The organism is Bacillus tequilensis KCTC 13622, assembly GCF_000507145.1.
GTDB lineage: Bacteria > Bacillota > Bacilli > Bacillales > Bacillaceae > Bacillus > Bacillus tequilensis.
Genome location: NZ_AYTO01000008.1, coordinates 95,796 through 114,673 on the forward strand (window position 1 = coordinate 95,796; position 18,878 = coordinate 114,673).

General features: G+C 44.4%; 17 protein-coding genes. 15 read left to right on the forward strand and 2 right to left on the reverse strand.

Annotation, left to right across the window (positions count from 1 at the left end):
• Positions 1-34: 34 nt before the first annotated feature.
• Positions 35-1,123, reverse strand: coding sequence for an arabinose utilization transcriptional regulator AraR (gene araR, locus V756_RS0103705; protein ID WP_024713481.1), 1,089 nt, complete (start codon positions 1,121-1,123; stop codon positions 35-37).
• A gap of 203 nt (positions 1,124-1,326) precedes the next feature.
• On the opposite strand from araR, the gene araE reads away from it, so the two are divergent.
• From araE to gap, 3 genes are all read left to right on the forward strand, one after another.
• Positions 1,327-2,721, forward strand: a complete 1,395-nt coding sequence (araE, locus tag V756_RS0103710) for an arabinose-proton symporter AraE (RefSeq protein WP_024713482.1) — start codon at positions 1,327-1,329, stop codon at positions 2,719-2,721.
• A 300-nt stretch (positions 2,722-3,021) separates the two neighbouring features.
• Positions 3,022-4,044, forward strand: coding sequence for a gapA transcriptional regulator CggR (gene cggR, locus V756_RS0103715; RefSeq protein WP_024713483.1), 1,023 nt, complete (start codon positions 3,022-3,024; stop codon positions 4,042-4,044).
• 46 nt (positions 4,045-4,090) lie between these two features.
• Entirely contained in the window at positions 4,091-5,098 is a 1,008-nt protein-coding gene (gap, locus tag V756_RS0103720; RefSeq protein ID WP_024713484.1) for a type I glyceraldehyde-3-phosphate dehydrogenase, read from the forward strand.
• 112 nt (positions 5,099-5,210) lie between these two features.
• Here gap and V756_RS1000000123825 read toward each other — a convergent pair whose 3' ends face one another.
• Entirely contained in the window at positions 5,211-5,417 is a 207-nt protein-coding gene (locus tag V756_RS1000000123825) for a hypothetical protein (protein WP_255210010.1), read from the reverse strand.
• Between V756_RS1000000123825 and V756_RS0103730 the strand changes: the two genes are divergently transcribed.
• The 12 genes from V756_RS0103730 to V756_RS0103785 all read left to right on the forward strand — a co-directional run bounded on the left by V756_RS0103730 (position 5,416) and on the right by V756_RS0103785 (position 18,878).
• Positions 5,416-6,600, forward strand: a complete 1,185-nt coding sequence (locus tag V756_RS0103730; protein ID WP_024713485.1) for a phosphoglycerate kinase — start codon at positions 5,416-5,418, stop codon at positions 6,598-6,600. The two genes, V756_RS1000000123825 and V756_RS0103730, sit on opposite strands and share 2 nt — an antisense overlap.
• Positions 6,601-6,630: 30 nt before the next feature.
• Positions 6,631-7,392 (forward strand): triose-phosphate isomerase, encoded by a 762-nt coding sequence (gene tpiA / locus V756_RS0103735; RefSeq protein WP_024713486.1) that lies wholly within the window; start codon positions 6,631-6,633, stop codon positions 7,390-7,392.
• The gene (gpmI, locus tag V756_RS0103740; protein ID WP_024713487.1) at positions 7,385-8,920 is read left to right on the forward strand and encodes a 2,3-bisphosphoglycerate-independent phosphoglycerate mutase; all 1,536 of its coding nucleotides are present in this window, start codon (positions 7,385-7,387) and stop codon (positions 8,918-8,920) included. The genes tpiA and gpmI overlap by 8 nt, the downstream gene beginning before the upstream one ends.
• Before the next feature lie 28 nt (positions 8,921-8,948).
• Positions 8,949-10,241 carry a phosphopyruvate hydratase gene (gene eno, locus V756_RS0103745; protein ID WP_024713488.1) on the forward strand — a complete coding sequence of 431 codons (1,293 nt, stop codon included), beginning with the start codon at positions 8,949-8,951 and terminating at the stop codon, positions 10,239-10,241.
• A gap of 179 nt (positions 10,242-10,420) precedes the next feature.
• Positions 10,421-11,698, forward strand: coding sequence for a M20/M25/M40 family metallo-hydrolase (locus tag V756_RS0103750; RefSeq protein WP_024713489.1), 1,278 nt, complete (start codon positions 10,421-10,423; stop codon positions 11,696-11,698).
• 261 nt (positions 11,699-11,959) lie between these two features.
• Positions 11,960-13,294 (forward strand): nucleotide sugar dehydrogenase, encoded by a 1,335-nt coding sequence (locus V756_RS0103755; protein ID WP_024713490.1) that lies wholly within the window; start codon positions 11,960-11,962, stop codon positions 13,292-13,294.
• Between the two features lie 48 nt (positions 13,295-13,342).
• On the forward strand, positions 13,343-14,473 hold the full coding sequence (locus V756_RS0103760) for a DegT/DnrJ/EryC1/StrS family aminotransferase (RefSeq protein WP_024713491.1): 1,131 nt from the start codon (positions 13,343-13,345) through the stop codon (positions 14,471-14,473).
• Positions 14,470-15,399, forward strand: coding sequence for an NAD-dependent epimerase/dehydratase family protein (locus V756_RS0103765; RefSeq protein WP_024713492.1), 930 nt, complete (start codon positions 14,470-14,472; stop codon positions 15,397-15,399). The genes V756_RS0103760 and V756_RS0103765 overlap by 4 nt, the downstream gene beginning before the upstream one ends.
• Positions 15,365-16,609 carry an aminotransferase class V-fold PLP-dependent enzyme gene (locus V756_RS0103770; protein ID WP_024713493.1) on the forward strand — a complete coding sequence of 415 codons (1,245 nt, stop codon included), beginning with the start codon at positions 15,365-15,367 and terminating at the stop codon, positions 16,607-16,609. The genes V756_RS0103765 and V756_RS0103770 overlap by 35 nt, the downstream gene beginning before the upstream one ends.
• A 16-nt stretch (positions 16,610-16,625) precedes the next feature.
• A complete protein-coding gene (locus V756_RS0103775) occupies positions 16,626-17,507 on the forward strand; it encodes a GNAT family N-acetyltransferase (RefSeq protein ID WP_024713494.1) in 882 nt (293 codons plus the stop codon).
• Positions 17,480-18,238, forward strand: a complete 759-nt coding sequence (locus V756_RS0103780; RefSeq protein WP_024713495.1) for a WbqC family protein — start codon at positions 17,480-17,482, stop codon at positions 18,236-18,238. The genes V756_RS0103775 and V756_RS0103780 overlap by 28 nt, the downstream gene beginning before the upstream one ends.
• Entirely contained in the window at positions 18,201-18,878 is a 678-nt protein-coding gene (locus tag V756_RS0103785) for a PIG-L deacetylase family protein (RefSeq protein ID WP_024713496.1), read from the forward strand. Before V756_RS0103780 ends, V756_RS0103785 begins: the two co-directional genes overlap by 38 nt.

Genomic DNA, 18,878 nt, shown 5'->3' on the forward strand with positions numbered 1-18,878 from the left:
GCAATGTAACGGGGAGACCCATACATTGCTTTTTTTATTCATGCAGTTTTCTGGCTGATTGCCGAATGATCAACTCAGGCTCAAATACGACATCCTCTTGTTTTGGCTTTTTATGCTCGAGGCAGTCAATGACATATTTTGCAGCTGCTTTTCCAAGCGCGGATTTCGGATGCTTGACAGAGGTTAATTTCACCTCGGAGATTTGGGCGAAATGCGAATCATCATACCCGACGATAGACATATGCTCCGGCACCTTGACATCCATCTCCCGGAGCATATCAATCACCTTCAGCGCAATTTCATCATTATAACAAAGAATGGCTGTCGGCATATGCTTGCTGTTTTTCTCAAGTGTGGCCTTCACTTTCTCCAGCAGCCTTGCTTCTTTTTCCTCCGTCGTAAACGTCACGATCATATCCGGAGAAGGAAGCAACCCACGCTCCCGGTGCGCCTGTATAAATCCGTTCATCCGTTTCACGCCTTGTGTATCATCAGCTTTAAAAATACCCATCGTATGCGTGTGGCCGAGAGACAGCAAATGCTCCGCCGCCATCATGCCGCCTTTTACATCATCCAAGGTAAAACTCGGTGCTGCAAGCTCAGCGTAGGACGCGTTAATCATCGCAAACGGAATGCCGTTTTTCTCCAAATTCAAATAATAGCCGATATTCGGCGTTTGCAGTGCGCTTTTTGTCGGCTCCACGATGAGTCCGTCAATATGCTGGGAAAGCAGATTTTCTAAACCTCTTCGTTCATTGTCCGGGTTGTTGTTTGTGCTTGTCAAAAGCATGGAATATCCCTGCTCGCTTAAATAAGACTCGATTCCTCTAATGATGCTCGGGAAAATATAGTCTGATATGTAGGTTGTCAGAACACCGATCGTTTTATTGGAATGCAGCGCTGACTTGGCAGAGCGTGAAGCGACAAAGGTTCCTCCGCCTTGCACACTGTATAAGAGACCCTGTGAGACGAGGTCTCCGATCGCTTTGCGAATGGTATGCCGGCTGACGCCGAATTGCTGCATTAATTCGTTTTCGGTAGGGATCTTTTGGTCGGGCAGTATTTTACCTTGATTAATCCATGAACTGATTGCTTCTTTTACTTGAGCGTATTTTGGTAACATATTTATTCCTCCAAAATGTATACGGACAAATTTTAGTATATCACAGCGTTCTTTGTAAGAAAACATTGACAGAAAATGCAAACAGGATTATTCTATATTTGTACGTACTAATTAAATGGAATTTTCGTTAAATTTTAATATAAGTACGTACAATTGAAAGGATAAATGTAAACGCTTTACTCTACATTCGGGAGGGCAGGGAAATGAAGAATACTCCAACTCAATTAGAACCAAATGTTCCTGTAACAAGAAGCCATTCGATGGGATTTGTTATTTTGATCTCATGCGCGGCGGGACTTGGCGGCTTACTGTACGGCTATGATACGGCAGTGATTTCGGGCGCCATCGGTTTTCTGAAGGATTTATACAGCCTGAGTCCGTTTATGGAAGGCCTCGTGATTTCCAGCATTATGATCGGAGGAGTAGCGGGCGTCGGGATATCCGGATTTTTAAGTGACAGGTTCGGCCGGAGAAAAATTTTAATGACCGCCGCTTTGTTATTTGCGATATCAGCAGTCGTTTCAGCGATTTCTCAAGACGTCTCCACCTTAATCATTGCAAGGATTATCGGAGGCCTCGGGATCGGGATGGGCTCCTCGCTCTCTGTAACGTATATTACGGAAGCGGCGCCGCCTGCCATACGGGGAAGCCTTTCATCCTTATATCAGCTTTTTACGATATTGGGCATTTCCGCAACGTACTTTATTAATCTCGCTGTGCAGCGGTCTGGAACTTACGAATGGGGTGTGCACACCGGCTGGAGATGGATGCTTGCTTATGGAATGGTGCCGGCCGTCATCTTTTTCCTTGTCCTGCTCGTTGTTCCGGAAAGTCCGAGGTGGCTGGCGAAAGCGGGCAAAACAAAAGAAGCGCTCAAGATACTGACACGTATTAATGGAGAAACTGTCGCAAAAGAAGAGTTAAAGAACATAGAGAACTCTTTAAAAATAGAACAAATGGGATCGCTCTCCCAGCTGTTCAAGCCGGGTCTCAGAAAGGCGCTCGTCATTGGAATCCTGCTGGCGCTGTTTAACCAAGTCATCGGCATGAACGCCATTACTTACTACGGGCCGGAAATTTTTAAAATGATGGGATACGGGCAAAATGCCGGATTTGTGACAACCTGTATCGTCGGTGTTGTAGAAGTCATTTTTACGGTCATTGCGGTTTTGCTGATTGATAAAGTCGGACGAAAAAAACTGATGTCCATCGGTTCTGCTTTTATGGCTATTTTTATGATTCTAATCGGAACGTCGTTTTATTTTCATTTAACCAGCGGGATCATGCTGATCGTCCTTATATTAGGATTTGTCGCTGCTTTCTGTGTATCGGTCGGGCCGATCACATGGATTATGATTTCTGAAATCTTCCCGAACCATCTTCGGGCGAGAGCCGCAGGGATTGCGACCATTTTCTTATGGGGAGCAAACTGGGCGATTGGACAGTTTGTTCCAATGATGATTGATTCTTTCGGCCTTGCCTACACATTCTGGATTTTTGCGGTGATTAACATCCTTTGCTTCCTGTTTGTCGTTACGATCTGCCCGGAAACAAAGAATAAATCGCTCGAAGAAATTGAAAAGCTTTGGATAAAATGAAAACGCTTTAAAATAACAGCCCTTCGAATAGAAAGGGCTGTTAATGCTGGGATGCACCTTTTGGCGTTTTCTGTATAAGATATAGATATATAGGGAAAAATAGTGCTGGATAAAACGCTGCGGTGTGAAAACTCTGCGAATATTGTCGATGAATTGGCTCTTAACAGTTGAATAAACAATTCCAGCCTGTTAAAATAATTAAAGAAAGCAGAAATAATTTTTTTTGGCTATGATGGGACGTTTTTTGTCATAGCGGGACATATAATGTCCAGCAAAAAAAGGAAGGAACGTTTGAGTCAGATGAACCAGTTATTACAAGCTCAAAAAAAATTATTGCCTGATCTTCTGCTCGTTATGCAAAAGAGGTTTGAAATCTTGCAGTATATCAGACTGACAGAACCCATTGGGCGAAGAAGCCTGTCTGCCAGTCTCGAAATCAGCGAACGTGTGCTGAGAGGCGAGGTTCAGTTTTTAAAGGAACAGAACCTGGTCGATATCAAAACAAACGGCATGACATTGACAGAAGAGGGCTATGAACTGCTTTCCGTTCTGGAAGATACGATGAAAGATGTTTTAGGTTTGACTCTTTTGGAAAAGACATTAAAAGAACGTTTAAATCTTAAGGATGCTATTATTGTGTCCGGTGACAGCGACCAATCCCCATGGGTCAAAAAAGAAATGGGAAGAGCGGCTGTCGCGTGTATGAAAAAAAGATTTTCAGGCAAAAATATCGTCGCTGTAACAGGCGGTACGACAATCGAAGCTGTCGCCGAAATGATGACGCCGGATTCTAAAAACCGCGAGCTTTTGTTTGTGCCTGCAAGGGGCGGTTTAGGCGAAGACGTGAAGAACCAGGCGAACACCATATGCGCGCATATGGCGGAAAAGGCTTCAGGCACTTACCGGCTTTTGTTTGTTCCGGGACAGCTGTCACAAGGCGCCTATTCATCTATTATTGAAGAGCCTTCTGTCAAAGAGGTGCTGAACACCATTAAATCAGCGAGTATGCTGGTTCACGGAATCGGTGAAGCTAAAACTATGGCTGAACGGAGAAACACACCTTTAGAAGACTTAAAGAAAATAGATGACAACGACGCGGTGACAGAAGCGTTCGGCTACTATTTTAACGCGGACGGCGAAGTGGTCCACAAAGTGCATTCTGTCGGAATGCAGCTGGATGATATAGACGCCATCCCCGATATTATTGCGGTAGCGGGCGGATCATCAAAAGCCGATGCGATCGAGGCTTACTTTAAAAAGCCCCGCAACACGGTTCTTGTCACAGACGAAGGAGCCGCAAAGAAGTTATTAAGGGATGAATAATCCCTCAATATAAATATCTCTCACTTATTTAAAGGAGGAAATAATCATGGCAGTAAAAGTCGGTATTAACGGTTTTGGTCGTATTGGACGTAACGTATTCCGCGCAGCATTAAACAATCCTGAAGTTGAGGTAGTAGCGGTTAATGATTTAACAGATGCTAACATGCTTGCTCACCTTTTACAATATGATTCCGTACACGGAAAATTAGACGCTGAAGTTTCAGTTGACGGTAACAACCTTGTTGTTAACGGAAAAACAATTGAAGTTTCTGCAGAACGCGATCCTGCTAAACTTAGCTGGGGCAAACAAGGCGTTGAAATCGTAGTTGAATCTACTGGTTTCTTCACAAAACGCGCAGACGCTGCGAAACACTTAGAAGCTGGCGCGAAAAAAGTAATCATCTCTGCTCCTGCTAACGAAGAAGATATCACAATCGTTATGGGTGTTAACGAAGATAAATACGATGCAGCTAACCACGATGTTATCTCTAACGCATCTTGCACAACAAACTGCCTTGCGCCGTTTGCAAAAGTACTTAACGACAAATTCGGCATCAAACGCGGTATGATGACAACTGTTCACTCTTACACAAACGATCAGCAAATCCTTGATCTTCCGCACAAAGACTACCGTCGTGCGCGTGCAGCAGCTGAAAACATCATCCCAACATCAACGGGTGCTGCTAAAGCAGTTTCTCTAGTTCTTCCTGAACTAAAAGGCAAACTGAACGGCGGAGCAATGCGTGTTCCAACTCCAAACGTTTCTCTAGTTGACTTGGTTGCTGAACTGAACAAAGATGTAACAGTAGAAGAAGTAAACGCAGCTCTTAAAGAAGCAGCTGAAGGCGATCTTAAAGGAATTCTTGGCTACAGCGAAGAGCCATTAGTTTCTGGCGACTACAACGGAAACAAAAACTCTTCTACAATCGATGCTCTTTCTACAATGGTTATGGAAGGCAGCATGGTAAAAGTAATCTCTTGGTACGATAACGAAAGCGGCTACTCTAACCGCGTTGTTGACCTTGCAGCTTACATCGCAAAAAAAGGTCTTTAATTCATAGCTGAAAAAAGGACCTGACTTGGTTCTTTTGTATAGAAGCGCTATAATGAAAGCGGACAAGGGAAGGGGACGGACTCCCTTTCCCTTTTTCCATGAAGACCGGCTTTCAGAAAACGTTCTGTGATAGAGAAACGACCGCTTTTTCAGCAGCTTTGCCGGCGCTTTCGACTAAGACCGCTGCCCTGGCTTTTAGACGAACTGCCCTGTGCCGAAAAAGACTGCCGATCTGCCCTGGCGGCGTTAGCGCTTGATCAGACGGTTTCACGTTTTTCGTGCTGTATGCAAACCATTTTGAAGGAGGATCTCCTGGCATGAATAAGAAAACTCTCAAAGACATCGACGTAAAAGGCAAAGTTGTATTCTGCCGCGTTGACTTTAACGTTCCAATGAAAGACGGGGAAGTAACAGACGATACACGTATCCGTGCTGCGCTTCCAACAATCAAACACCTTGCAGAACAAGGCGCGAAAGTCCTTCTTGCGAGCCACTTGGGCCGCCCGAAAGGCGAAGTGGTTGAGGAGCTTCGTTTAACTCCTGTTGCTGCACGTCTCGGCGAACTGCTTGGAAAAGAAGTGAAAAAAGCGGATGAAGCTTACGGAGATGCTGTAAAAGCACAAATTTCTGACATGAAGGACGGAGACGTTCTTGTATTGGAAAACGTACGTTTCTACCCTGGTGAAGAGAAAAATGATCCTGAGCTTGCAAAAGCATTTGCTGAGCTTGCAGATGTATATGTAAATGACGCATTCGGTGCTGCCCACCGTGCTCACGCATCTACAGCTGGAATTGCCGAGCATCTGCCAGCAGTTGCAGGTTTCTTAATGGAAAAAGAGCTTGATGTACTCGGAAAAGCCGTTTCTAACCCTGACCGCCCGTTCACAGCGATCATCGGCGGAGCGAAAGTAAAAGACAAAATCGGTGTAATCGAAAGTCTTCTTGATAAAGTAGACAACCTGATCATCGGCGGAGGTCTTGCCTATACTTTCGTTAAAGCGCTTGGCTATGAAGTCGGTAAATCTCTTCTTGAAGAAGATAAAATCGAGCTTGCCAAATCATTTATGGACCGCGCGAAAGAAAAAGGCGTTAACTTCTATATGCCTGAAGATGTACTCGTTGCAGACGATTTCTCTAACGATGCAAACGTAAAAATGGTGCCGGTTTCTGAAATCCCTAGTGATTTAGAAGCAATCGACATCGGTACGAAAACACGCGAAACATATGCTGACGTTATCAAAAACAGCAAACTTGTTGTGTGGAACGGACCGATGGGCGTGTTCGAAATCGACTTGTTCGCTCAAGGAACAAAAGCGGTTGCAGAAGCATTGGCAGAGGCGAAAGATACATACTCTGTCATCGGCGGAGGAGACTCTGCGGCAGCGGTTGAAAAATTCGGCCTTGCTGACAAAATGAGCCACATCTCAACAGGCGGCGGCGCATCCCTTGAGTTTATGGAAGGCAAAGAGCTTCCAGGGGTAGCTGCACTGAACGATAAATAATCTCAATACTGCTATAAGGAAGTGGAACAGATGAGAAAACCAATTATCGCCGGTAACTGGAAAATGAACAAAACACTCGGCGAAGCTGTCAGCTTCGTTGAAGAAGTGAAATCTTCCATTCCAGCAGCAGACAAAGCGGAAGCTGTTGTTTGCGCGCCAGCGCTTTTCCTAGAAAAGCTTGCTTCTGCTGTTAAAGGCACTGACCTTAAAGTCGGCGCTCAAAACATGCACTTTGAAGAAAACGGCGCGTTCACAGGTGAAATCAGCCCGGTTGCTCTGAAAGACCTTGGCGTTGACTACTGCGTCATCGGACACTCTGAGCGCCGTGAAATGTTCGCTGAAACTGATGAAACAGTTAACAAAAAAGCACATGCTGCTTTCAAACACGGCATTGTGCCGATCATCTGTGTGGGTGAAACGCTTGAAGAGCGCGAAGCCGGCAAAACAAATGATCTTGTTGCTGACCAAGTGAAAAAAGGCCTTGCTGGTCTTTCTGAAGAACAAGTTGCTGCTTCTGTTATTGCGTATGAGCCAATCTGGGCAATCGGAACAGGTAAATCTTCTACAGCGAAAGATGCGAATGACGTGTGTGCGCATATCCGTAAAACCGTCGCTGAAAGCTTCAGCCAAGAAACTGCAGACAAGCTTCGTATTCAATATGGCGGAAGCGTAAAGCCTGCAAACATTAAAGAATATATGGCAGAGTCCGATATTGATGGTGCTTTGGTCGGCGGCGCAAGCCTTGAGCCACAGTCATTCGTTCAATTATTGGAGGAAGGTCAATATGAGTAAAAAACCAGCTGCACTCATCATTCTTGATGGGTTCGGATTACGCAACGAAACAGTAGGAAACGCAGTCGCTTTAGCGAAAAAACCGAATTTTGACCGCTACTGGAACCAGTATCCTCATCAAACGTTGACTGCTTCAGGTGAGGCTGTAGGCCTTCCTGACGGACAGATGGGGAACTCCGAGGTAGGTCACTTAAATATCGGTGCGGGACGTATTGTGTACCAAAGCTTAACACGCGTAAATGTTGCCATTCGCGATGGAGAGTTTGAACGCAATCAAACATTCCTTGACGCAATGAACAACGCGAAAGAAAATAACAAAGCCCTGCACCTGTTCGGCCTTTTATCAGACGGCGGTGTGCACAGCCACATCAACCATTTGTTCGCATTGTTAAAACTTGCGAAAAATGAAGGACTGACAAAGGTTTACATTCATGGTTTCCTTGACGGCCGCGATGTAGGTCCGCAAACAGCGAAAACTTATATCAAGCAGCTGAACGAACAAATCGAGGAAATCGGTATTGGGGAAATCGCCAGTGTGTCCGGACGCTACTACTCAATGGACCGCGACAAACGCTGGGACCGTGTAGAAAAAGCGTACCGCGCAATGGCATACGGCGAAGGCCCGACATACCGCAGCGCAATGGATGTTGTTGATGATTCCTATGCGAACGGAATTTATGATGAATTCGTCATTCCGTCTGTCATCACAAAAGAAAACGGTGAACCTGTTGCGAAAATCCAAGACGGCGATTCTGTGATTTTCTATAATTTCAGACCGGACCGCGCCATCCAGATTTCCAACACGTTCACAAACAAAGACTTCCGCGATTTCGACCGCGGCGAGAATTATCCGAAAAACCTGCATTTCGTTTGCCTGACGCACTTCAGTGAATCAGTTGACGGCTATGTAGCGTTTAAACCGATAAATCTTGATAACACAGTCGGAGAAGTATTATCTCAGCACGGATTAAAACAGCTTCGAATTGCAGAAACTGAAAAGTATCCGCACGTCACGTTCTTTATGAGCGGCGGCCGTGAAGCTGAATTCCCGGGTGAAGAGCGTATTCTCATCAACTCGCCTAAAGTTGCAACGTATGACTTAAAGCCTGAAATGAGTGCGTATGAAGTGAAGGACGCGCTTGTCAAAGAAATTGAAGCTGACAAGCATGACGCGATCATTCTGAACTTCGCAAACCCTGATATGGTCGGCCACTCCGGAATGGTTGAACCAACAATTAAAGCAATTGAAGCAGTGGACGAATGCTTGGGCGAAGTCGTTGACGCGATTCTCGCTAAAGGCGGACACGCCATCATTACCGCTGATCACGGTAATGCTGACATTCTGATTACAGAATCAGGCGAACCGCACACGGCGCATACGACAAACCCAGTCCCTGTGATTGTGACGAAAGAAGGCATTACGTTGCGTGAAGGCGGAATCCTAGGCGACCTTGCACCAACGTTATTAGACCTTCTCGGTGTTGAAAAACCGAAAGAAATGACAGGAACATCTTTAATTCAAAAATAATTTGAAATCAAAAGGAGAGACAAAACTCATGCCATACATTGTTGATGTTTATGCACGCGAAGTATTAGACTCCCGCGGCAACCCAACAGTTGAAGTTGAAGTATATACAGAAACAGGAGCTTTCGGCCGCGCATTAGTGCCAAGCGGAGCTTCTACAGGTGAATACGAAGCAGTTGAGCTTCGTGACGGCGACAAAGACCGTTACCTTGGAAAAGGCGTGTTAACAGCTGTTAACAACGTAAACGAAATCATTTCTCCAGAGCTTCTTGGCTTTGATGTAACTGAACAAAACGCAATCGATCAGCTTTTAATTGAGCTTGACGGTACTGAAAACAAAGGCAAACTTGGTGCGAACGCAATCCTTGGCGTATCTATGGCTTGTGCACGCGCAGCTGCTGATTTCTTACAGATTCCTCTTTACCAATACCTTGGAGGATTCAACTCAAAAACTCTTCCTGTACCGATGATGAACATCGTAAACGGCGGAGAGCATGCTGATAACAACGTGGATATTCAAGAATTCATGATCATGCCTGTAGGTGCTCCTAACTTCCATGAAGCACTTCGCATGGGCGCTCAAATCTTCCACAGCTTGAAATCAGTTCTTTCTGCTAAAGGAATGAACACAGCTGTAGGTGATGAAGGCGGATTCGCTCCAAACCTTGGTTCTAACGAAGAAGCGCTTCAAACAATTGTTGAAGCAATCGAAAAAGCCGGCTTCAAACCTGGCGAAGAAGTGAAACTTGCTATGGATGCTGCATCTTCTGAGTTCTACAACAAAGAAGACGGCAAATACCATCTGTCTGGCGAAGGCGTTGTGAAAACATCTGCTGAAATGGTTGACTGGTACGAAGAAATGGTTTCTAAATACCCAATCATCTCTATCGAAGACGGACTTGACGAAAACGACTGGGAAGGCCACAAGCTTCTTACTGAGCGTCTTGGCAAAAAAGTTCAGCTTGTCGGTGACGACCTCTTCGTTACAAACACGAAAAAGCTTGCTGAAGGTATTAAAAACGGCGTAGGCAACTCTATCCTGATCAAAGTAAACCAAATCGGTACATTGACTGAAACATTCGATGCGATCGAAATGGCGAAACGCGCAGGCTACACTGCCGTTATCTCTCACCGTTCAGGTGAAACTGAAGACAGCACAATCGCTGACATCGCTGTGGCAACGAACGCAGGACAAATCAAAACAGGTGCTCCGTCTCGTACGGACCGTGTTGCGAAATACAACCAGCTTCTTCGCATCGAAGACCAGTTGGCTGAAACTGCTCAATACCACGGTATTAACTCTTTCTACAACTTAAACAAGTAATAAATTGACCGCCGAGGTTTTCTCGGCGGTTTTTTTATGCAAACTTTCCTAGCGTCATTCTTATTCTCCTTCTATTTCATTACCTTGATTTGGTAATTAGTATTCATTTTATTGCTTTTTAAAGGAATCAATACTGCAGAACCGAAAAGATAGGAGTGAATAAGAGGAGGAATGTGAAGATGAAAATGATATTGATGTCAGCAGCACTGGCCGGAAGCGTTATATGGGGAGCTTCAGCTGCACAGCTGAACGAGTCGCAGCCTCATTCCGTTTCAGAAAAGGCCCCGTTGTTTGATGAAGAGCATGCATATGAAACCATTCATGAGCTTAGTGAAGTCATAGGACCGAGAGAAACAGGGACAGAGAAAGAAAAAGAAACGGCATCATACATATCAAAACGGCTTCAAGATGAGGGATTAACTGTCCGCACTCAGCCATTTCATGTGAAAACATATTTTTCTGGTTCAGTCATGGCAGGCGATCACGAGTATCCAATACGCTCAGCAGATAAGACCGCTGTTGAAAAGGAAGAAAAATTAGAGGCTGGCGTCTTTGACGGTGGCTATGGGTTAAGCCTTGATGTAAAAGAAGCAAAAGGAAAAATTGCCGTTATCAGAGAGGGAAAAATATCAGTAGCTCAAAAATTAAAAAACGCCCAAGATGCTGGCGCAAAGGCTGTCATTATTTATAACAGCAAGACAAAACCCCTCGCGATCCGTCCGATAAAACCAAAACAAATCACAATACCGGCAGCCGGGATGAAAAAAGAAGACGGAGAAGCTTTACTGAAAGAAAAGCAGGCTGTCATTCAATTTAAAAACTATCAAAACCGCACTTCACAAAATATAATAGGGACACGCAAAGCGCAGCATACAAAACACCCGGATATTCTTTATGTAACGGCCCATTATGACACAGTTAAAGGTGCACCAGGGGCTGATGATAATGCATCAGGCACATCTGCTGTTCTGGAGATGAGTAAGCAAAGCAAGGATCTTCCCAAAAACAAAGAAATCCGTTTTATCTTATTCGGAGCTGAAGAGCTGTGGTCAGCGGGTTCCTCATATTATGTCAGTACGCTTACTTCAGATGAAATCAAACACAGCCGTGCGAACTTTAACGCTGATATGATTGCAACTGATTGGAAAGAAGCCAGCCAATTGTATATAACCACTCCGGATGGCAAAAAGAATGCAAGTGTCAATTATGCGGTACATGCTGCCCAGAAGGCCCAGCTTGACGCACCTCGCCTTACCCAGCTTGGATACTCTGATCATGTGTCATTTTATGAAGCGGGCATACCTTCAGCTAATTGGATTTGGCTCAGCCCGGATAAACAAGAGCCTGGGTCATGGTATCACACTGAAAATGATAATATAACACATATCAGCAAAGAAAGATTAAAGGAAGCGGGGCAGCTCTTGCTATCTGCTGTAAAAGAGGCAAATATGAAATAAAAAACAGGCTTCGGCCTGTTTTTTTACTTTTCACTATATTCTTTCAATTAAGGGAGATTTTCTCACTATTTCCCTAATAAATACCTTATCGTAGGTATGTAAAATATCAATTACCATCAAATGGCATCAATATGTCCTACCGAATAAAAGGATGCAAAACTCATTTACCGTTTTTTTACTTTTGGTATAATAGCTTTATCGATCGATAATTGTTTAATTTTGTAAAAAAATATCCTTTTCTATCTTATAGGAGGGCCAAAAATGAATCCTGTCACAAAAGAAGCTCGAAACCTCGGTCATAAGCGGCTTTTAGAATTGATTGAAACAAAACAGGCTGTCGTAGGTGTATTGGGGATGGGATATGTGGGATTTCCTCTTGCATTGGAATGTGTCAATAAAGGATACAGCGTCATCGGCTTCGATAAAAACAGTGAAAAAGTTTCTTTGCTGAAAGACGGACACAGCCATATTCGGGATATAGACGATAACCAATTAAAAGAGGCGCTGCACACAGAGCGTTTTCAAGTGAGTGAAAATATGTCTCTCATTGAACACTGCGACATCGTTGTGATATGCGTTCCGACACCTTTGAACAAAAAAGACAAAATTCCTGATCTCAGCTACATAGACAGTGCGGTTGACACCATGCTGGCTTATGGAAGGCCAAATCAGCTTTTAATTTTAGAAAGTACAACCTATCCGGGGACAACCAAACAAAAAATTGCTGATCGAATGGCATCAGGGCGGCAGGTGAACATAGGCTCCGACTTTTTTATCGCTTATTCTCCTGAACGAATCGATCCTGGAAACAGCCAATATGAAGTCGCCGATATCCCTAAAGTGGTCGGCGGAATGACCCGGAATTGCACAAAACTTGCCTCAGCGTTTTACAACACCATCGTTACAAGCGTTCATCCAGTAACCTCACCAGAAGTAGCAGAAACAGCTAAACTCCTAGAGAATACCTACCGTTATGTAAATATAGCTCTCATCAATGAAATGGCACTCAATTGCCGAGAACTCGATATTGATATATGGGACGTGATCAATGCGGCAGACACGAAGCCGTTCGGGTTTCAAAAGTTCAGCCCCGGCCCTGGCGTAGGCGGCCATTGTATACCGATTGATCCTTTTTATTTTAAATGGATAGCCAATCAAAAGGGATTACAGACAAAGCTGATTGATCTAGCGGATGAAATTAATTCTGAAATGCCGTTTTCAGTGTCCGACTATGCCATGAAGCTGGTTGATAAAGAACAATGCAGTATTTTATTAATAGGCGCCGCTTATAAAAAAAATACCAATGATTCTCGTGAGTCTTCTGCATTTGCAATTATCGGTGATTTAATGAAAAAGGGATGCACGATAGATTACTATGATCCATTTATCAGTGAAATCCGCTTAGAAGACGGCAGCACCAAGCATTCCGTTCCTTTCACGAAGGAGCAGGTCAATCAATATGATGTTGTCATTATCCATACTGATCATGATGATATCAATTACAGCATCTTGCGGGATGCAGCACCTATTATTTTCGATACCAGAAATATTTGCAGAGAAAAAATGGCTGACTATGCAAACCTTGTCACACTATAGGAGGGAACGATCATCAGTAAACAATTTATCTCTTTTCACAGACCTGATATCACAAATGAAGAACTGGAAACTGTAGCCGAAACGATCAAGTCAGGGTGGATTTCAAAAGGTCCGAAGGTGATTGAATTTGAAAAAAAGCTGGGCGAATATTTAAGCGCAGAGCACGTCATCAGCTGTAATTCAGGAACAGCAGCCTTGCATATGGCATTGCTTGCACTCGGTGTAGGAGAAGGCGATGAAGTCATAGTTCCAAGCTTCACGTTTTGTTCAAGTGTAAACGTCATTTTGCATGTCGGAGCAACCCCGGTTTTTGCCGATATTTGCGAGGACGATTTATGTATAGATCCGGAAGATGTCAGACAAAAACTTTCTCCGCGCACAAAAGCGGTCATTGCGGTTCATTTTGCAGGTTATCCGGCAAATTTGGATGAGCTTAGCGGCATATGCAAGGAACATGGGCTGTATTTGATTGAAGATGCCGCTCACGCGTTAGGGACCAGGTATAAAGGGAAGATGATCGGCACGCATGGAGATGCCGTATGCTTCAGCTTTTATGCCACCAAAAATATAACGACGGGAGAAGGGGGAGCTCTGATTCTTCAGGATGAAGCAGCGGCCGAGAGAGCAAGACTGTATGGGTGGCACGGCATTACTAAAAATGCTTGGAACCGCTACGGTGAAAAGGGCAGCTGGCGATATGATGTTTTGCTTCCCGGCTTTAAGTACAACATGACAGACATTCAAGCTGCGCTAGGGCTCATTCAATTGAAACGAGCTGCTGAGATCCAAGAAAAACGCACAAAAATCGCAAACTATTATGCGTCTGAGCTTATCAATCAATCAGAAAGAGCAGCACTTCCTTTGACAGACATTCCAAGCCACGTTACTCACTCTTGGCATCTGTTTATCCTTCGGGTGAAAAAACGCGGGGAAATGGAGCGAGACCAGTTTATTGAAAATATGAAAGCGAAACATATTGGCTTGAGTGTCCATTTCATTCCTGTGCATATGCATCCCTACTATAGAGAGCATTTTCCCGCAAAGCTGCCGGTAACTGAACGCATCTTTTCTGAAATTGTATCATTGCCTCTTTATAGCCAATTATCGAAGGAAAATTGTCAATATATCGTTCAATCCATTAAAGAAGTTTTATCTTTAAGCCAGGAGGTCGGACAATGAAACACATAGCTATCTTAGGCGGAGCGGGTTTTATAGGAAGTGAATTAGCGAGGTTATTAGAGACTAAGGGTTATCATACGATTATCGCTGATCAAAAAAAGCCGGATTTTCAGGCGGAATTTCGGCAAACGAATATTTTAGACCGGCAATCGCTGCGGGAATCATTGAAAGGAGCGGATGCTGTCGTTCATTTAGCGGCTATGGTCGGGGTAGACAGCTGCCGCAGCAATGAAGAAGACGTGATCAAGGTGAATTTTGAGGGAACGAAAAACGTAACCGAAGTATGCAAGGAGCTAAGGATCAAGACGCTTCTTTTCTCCTCCAGCTCAGAGGTATTCGGGGATTCACCCGATTATCCGTATACGGAATTGAGCAAGAAGCTCCCAAAATCCGCTTATGGAAAAGCAAAGCTGAAGTCGGAGGAATATTTGAAAGAGCAGGCATCAGACTCGCTGCATGTCAGGGTTGTCCGGTACTTTAATGTATACGGCCCGAAGCAGCGGGAGGACTTTGTTATTAACAAGTTCTTCAGTTTGGCTGAAGCTGGCGCGGAGCTTCCTCTTTATGGAGACGGCGGCCAAATCAGATGCTTTAGCTATATTAGCGATATCGTGAACGGAACATATCTGGCACTTTTGCACAAAGGCAGTGCTTTTGAAGATTTCAACATAGGAAACGATCTGCCAATCAGCATAAAAGGATTGGCAGAAAAAATCAACGTGATGACAGGCAGGAAGAAAGAGAATTACACCTTTAAAAAGCTGGGTGAGGATGGCGTGCGGAGTAAAGACATTGAAATTTTCAAGCGTGCTCCCTCGATCGAGAAGGCAAAGCGCCTGCTTGGATATGCTCCTAAAGTTCACCTTGAGGAAGGCCTGAGGATGATTAAAGTTGAAAGACGAAAACAAAAACTTCCATTATCCTGAAAATCCGAAACAGATCAAGTTTCCCATTTATGCGGGTCAGCTTTCAGGCAGAAATCTTTTCCCGGCAGTCACACATTTCATCTCAGCTAAAAGAACAACGTTGGCAGAAAAATTGGAAAAACGCTATGGAAAGGGTATCGAATTAACTTCAAGCGGCAGTGCGGCATTAGTGCTTGCACTGGCGTTTTCCGGAGCGGGTCCTGGAAAAGAAGTGATTTTTTCATCATTCAGCTGTCCGAATGTCATTGATGCTGTGCTTCAATCCGGAGCCTCGCCGGTTTTTGCCAATCTGGATGATGATTTGTCCCTATCCTTTGAAGATGTCAAAAACAAAGTGAGCGAGAGGACATGCGCTGTCATTTTGACACATGTATACGGCCGGAAGGAAAACATGAAACTTATTGAGTGGGCGAAAGAGAAGCGCATTCGTGTCATCGACGATGCCGCTCAGGCTATGTTTACAAAACAAGCCGGAACTTTTGCAGGCGGATTGGGGGATTTCGGCATCTTGAGCTTTGGGCCGTCAAAGCCTCTCAGCAGTATAGGGGGCGGAGCGTTAATCGCTCGAAAAGAGGTTCTGGAGAAAAACGGCAGGCTGCCGATGGAACAGCGAAAGCAAGTCAATGCTGATTACTATGCTTATATGAGACAGCAGCGAATACAGGTTTTGATGAGATCTAGGACTCTGTCTTTCTTATTGAGAAAAATGGGTGTTCAGACTTCTATGAAAACGAGCAAGCTTGAAGTCCTTCCGAAAACACCTGCTACTGTCCCTTTATTGCGAATGCATCCGGTGAGACAAGCTATGATCGAATACCAGCTGTCAAAGATGGAGCGGCTGGTGAAAGACTCATCTAAAAATTTGGAGACTGCAAAATGCATTTTTGCGCAGGCAGAAGAGTTATACGGGATCAAGATGATACAGCCGCAGGAGGGAGAAAGCCTGAACTATTTGACAATCGTCTTTCCTCATGAAGGCCAAAGGTACGACTGCTCCGCTTATTTAGCGGCAAAAGGGATTCAAACCTGCTGGAACTACCTTCCCCTTCACCTTATTCCGCTGTATCAGCCTTATTCACGGCAAGAGGATGAACATTCTCTTTGGAAAAGGGTTCTTTCACTGCCGTTCAAACCGCCTCTAGGTACAGAGCAGGTGAAGTATATTGCTGAAACTGTTTTAGCGTATGCAGAGCAAAAGAATAAGAAATGAATGTTGGTGATATATTGTGCAAAACACAGCGAATTTGGTAACTCGTCAAGCATGGGATCGGGCAGCTGGCATATTTCAGACTGGATTGTTTCAAAGCTATGATTGGGGGAAGCTCATGGAAGAGCTCCCCAATACCTCGTTTCATCCCATTAAGCTGATATCGGACGGCGGGCAGGTGATATATGTTCCGGTGTTTGAGCAGAATGGCTTGCTCAGCGGGAATATGATCGGTTACGGCGGTGTCATTTCAGACCGTCCGATTTCATTTGAATGGCTGCAAAGCGAAATCGAGGCTTTATTTGGACAGAAATTATCGCGGCTCCTGCTTCCGCATGGCCAAACTTCTTTTATCGAAGAAAAGGGAGAACAATGGGCGGAGAAAGCCACACATATATTGACGCTTCCCGATACATTTGAAGAGCTATGGACAAACTGTTCGGGAAAAGCTCGGACTGCCGTCAGATATGCGGAGAAGAAAAATGTGTCCGTCCGCCTAATCGGACAGGAATTGATACCTGAATTTTACGAACTGTATAAGGCGCATACAGCAGCGATCGGCGCAGCCTATATGCTGAGTCAGGATTTTTTTCAAAAGCTGCTAGAAAGCCTTGGAAGGCAAGTCTTTTGGGTAGGGGCATTTCTTGAGAGTGAAATGATCAGCAGCAGTATTTTTCTATATGACCATTCCCATTTCTATTATTGGCAAAATGTAAACAGCCCTGCCGGAAAAGAAACGCAGGCCTCTTATTTGTTAATGCGCAACGCTTTATCATTCGCCATCGGCAAGAAACTGCAATGGGTTGATTTTGGATATTCTCACAGTAAAGAAATTGCCCGACCGAAACGATATTGGGGAGCTGAAGAGAAACGATGTCGACATTTCACAGAAGCGGAGTAAAGGTGGTAAGCGGCCATCAATCCAGTTATCTCCCATGGTATGGTTTTTTTGAAAAAATCTACAAATCAGATGTATTTGCGATTCACGATACAGCCCAGTTTGAGAAAAAGGGATTTCTCAATCGGAACAGGATTAAAACATCCCAAGGCCCGATGTGGCTGACTGTTCCTCTGCAAATGAAAAATTACAAGGATATCAGACTTCGTGATATGAAAATCGATCAAGAACAGGACTGGCGGAAGAAACACTGGATGGCGATTAAAATGAATTATGCGAAAGCTCCCTATTTCGAGGAATATCAAATGTTTTTTAAAGATGTCTATCAGCGGGAATGGGAGTACCTTCATGATTTAAATATGTTCATCATTGATTTTTTTCTGCGGGAACTTCGTATATCGACGCCAATTTGCTATGTGTCGGAGCTTGAATGCCAAAATGAAAAAAAGAGTGATTTTGTGCTCGCGCTTTGTAAGGAACTTGGGGCTGATCACTATTATTCAGGCAGCCAAGGATCAGACTATTTAATAGAAAGTGATTTTGATAAAAGCGGAATTACAATCGAATACCAGCAAATCAGAGCCATACAGTATCCACAGCTGTTCGGGGAGCACATTCCTCATCTCTCTATGCTTGATATGCTTATGAATTGCGGAGCGGATATTTCCGAAACGTTAATTAAAGGGGGACAATATGATGAAAGTAATGGTATTTGCGGCGCACCCGGACGATGAAATTATCGGCGTCGGCGGAGCATTGGCGAAACATGTCCGCCAAGGAGACAGTGTGTCGGCTGTCATTATGGCTGAAGGTAAATCGTCTAGAAAAGAAGATTATGAAAAACCTTGTGATTCGATCATGCAGCATTCCTATAGTGAGACGGAACAAGCGCTTAGCACGCTCGGCATAAGCGATTTTGTCAGGTTGAATCTTCCTGATAACAGGCTTGATTCAATGGATTTGCTAGATGTAGTAAAAGAAGCAGAAAAACAAATTGAACGGTTTCAGCCCGATATCGTATATACACAATACGGCGGTGACATTAATATTGACCATGCTGTCGTATTCAGAGCGGTGATGACAGCAACCCGCCCGCTTCCGGGTCATTCCGTAAAACAGGTTCTCGCATACGAAACGTTATCCTCGACTGAGTGGAACTACTTGAATAAGGATCAATTCCATGCAAATTTCTTCATTAATATAGAAGAAGAGCTTGAACTGAAGCTGAAGGCCATGGCGTGCTATGATTCAGAGCTGAGGGATTTCCCGCATCCGCGATCCTTGCAAGCGATAGAAAATAACGCGTACGTATGGGGAGCAAAATCGGGTTTTTCTGCAGCAGAAGCATTTATGCTTGTGAGAGGGACGTGGTGA

What these genes read in the sequence shown, in the direction of transcription:
- eno (WP_024713488.1), top strand. Translation starts at nt 8,949, where the DNA reads ATGCCATACATTGTTGATGTTTATGCACGCGAAGTATTAGACTCCCGC.
- V756_RS0103780 (WP_024713495.1), top strand. Translation starts at nt 17,480, where the DNA reads ATGTCGACATTTCACAGAAGCGGAGTAAAGGTGGTAAGCGGCCATCAA.
- V756_RS0103765 (WP_024713492.1), top strand. Translation starts at nt 14,470, where the DNA reads ATGAAACACATAGCTATCTTAGGCGGAGCGGGTTTTATAGGAAGTGAA.
- tpiA (WP_024713486.1), top strand. Translation starts at nt 6,631, where the DNA reads ATGAGAAAACCAATTATCGCCGGTAACTGGAAAATGAACAAAACACTC.
- V756_RS0103755 (WP_024713490.1), top strand. Translation starts at nt 11,960, where the DNA reads ATGAATCCTGTCACAAAAGAAGCTCGAAACCTCGGTCATAAGCGGCTT.
- araE (WP_024713482.1), top strand. Translation starts at nt 1,327, where the DNA reads ATGAAGAATACTCCAACTCAATTAGAACCAAATGTTCCTGTAACAAGA.
- araR (WP_024713481.1), bottom strand. Translation starts at nt 1,123, where the DNA reads ATGTTACCAAAATACGCTCAAGTAAAAGAAGCAATCAGTTCATGGATT.
- V756_RS0103785 (WP_024713496.1), top strand. Translation starts at nt 18,201, where the DNA reads ATGAAAGTAATGGTATTTGCGGCGCACCCGGACGATGAAATTATCGGC.
- gpmI (WP_024713487.1), top strand. Translation starts at nt 7,385, where the DNA reads ATGAGTAAAAAACCAGCTGCACTCATCATTCTTGATGGGTTCGGATTA.
- gap (WP_024713484.1), top strand. Translation starts at nt 4,091, where the DNA reads ATGGCAGTAAAAGTCGGTATTAACGGTTTTGGTCGTATTGGACGTAAC.
- V756_RS1000000123825 (WP_255210010.1), bottom strand. Translation starts at nt 5,417, where the DNA reads ATGCCAGGAGATCCTCCTTCAAAATGGTTTGCATACAGCACGAAAAAC.
- cggR (WP_024713483.1), top strand. Translation starts at nt 3,022, where the DNA reads ATGAACCAGTTATTACAAGCTCAAAAAAAATTATTGCCTGATCTTCTG.
- V756_RS0103730 (WP_024713485.1), top strand. Translation starts at nt 5,416, where the DNA reads ATGAATAAGAAAACTCTCAAAGACATCGACGTAAAAGGCAAAGTTGTA.
- V756_RS0103750 (WP_024713489.1), top strand. Translation starts at nt 10,421, where the DNA reads ATGAAAATGATATTGATGTCAGCAGCACTGGCCGGAAGCGTTATATGG.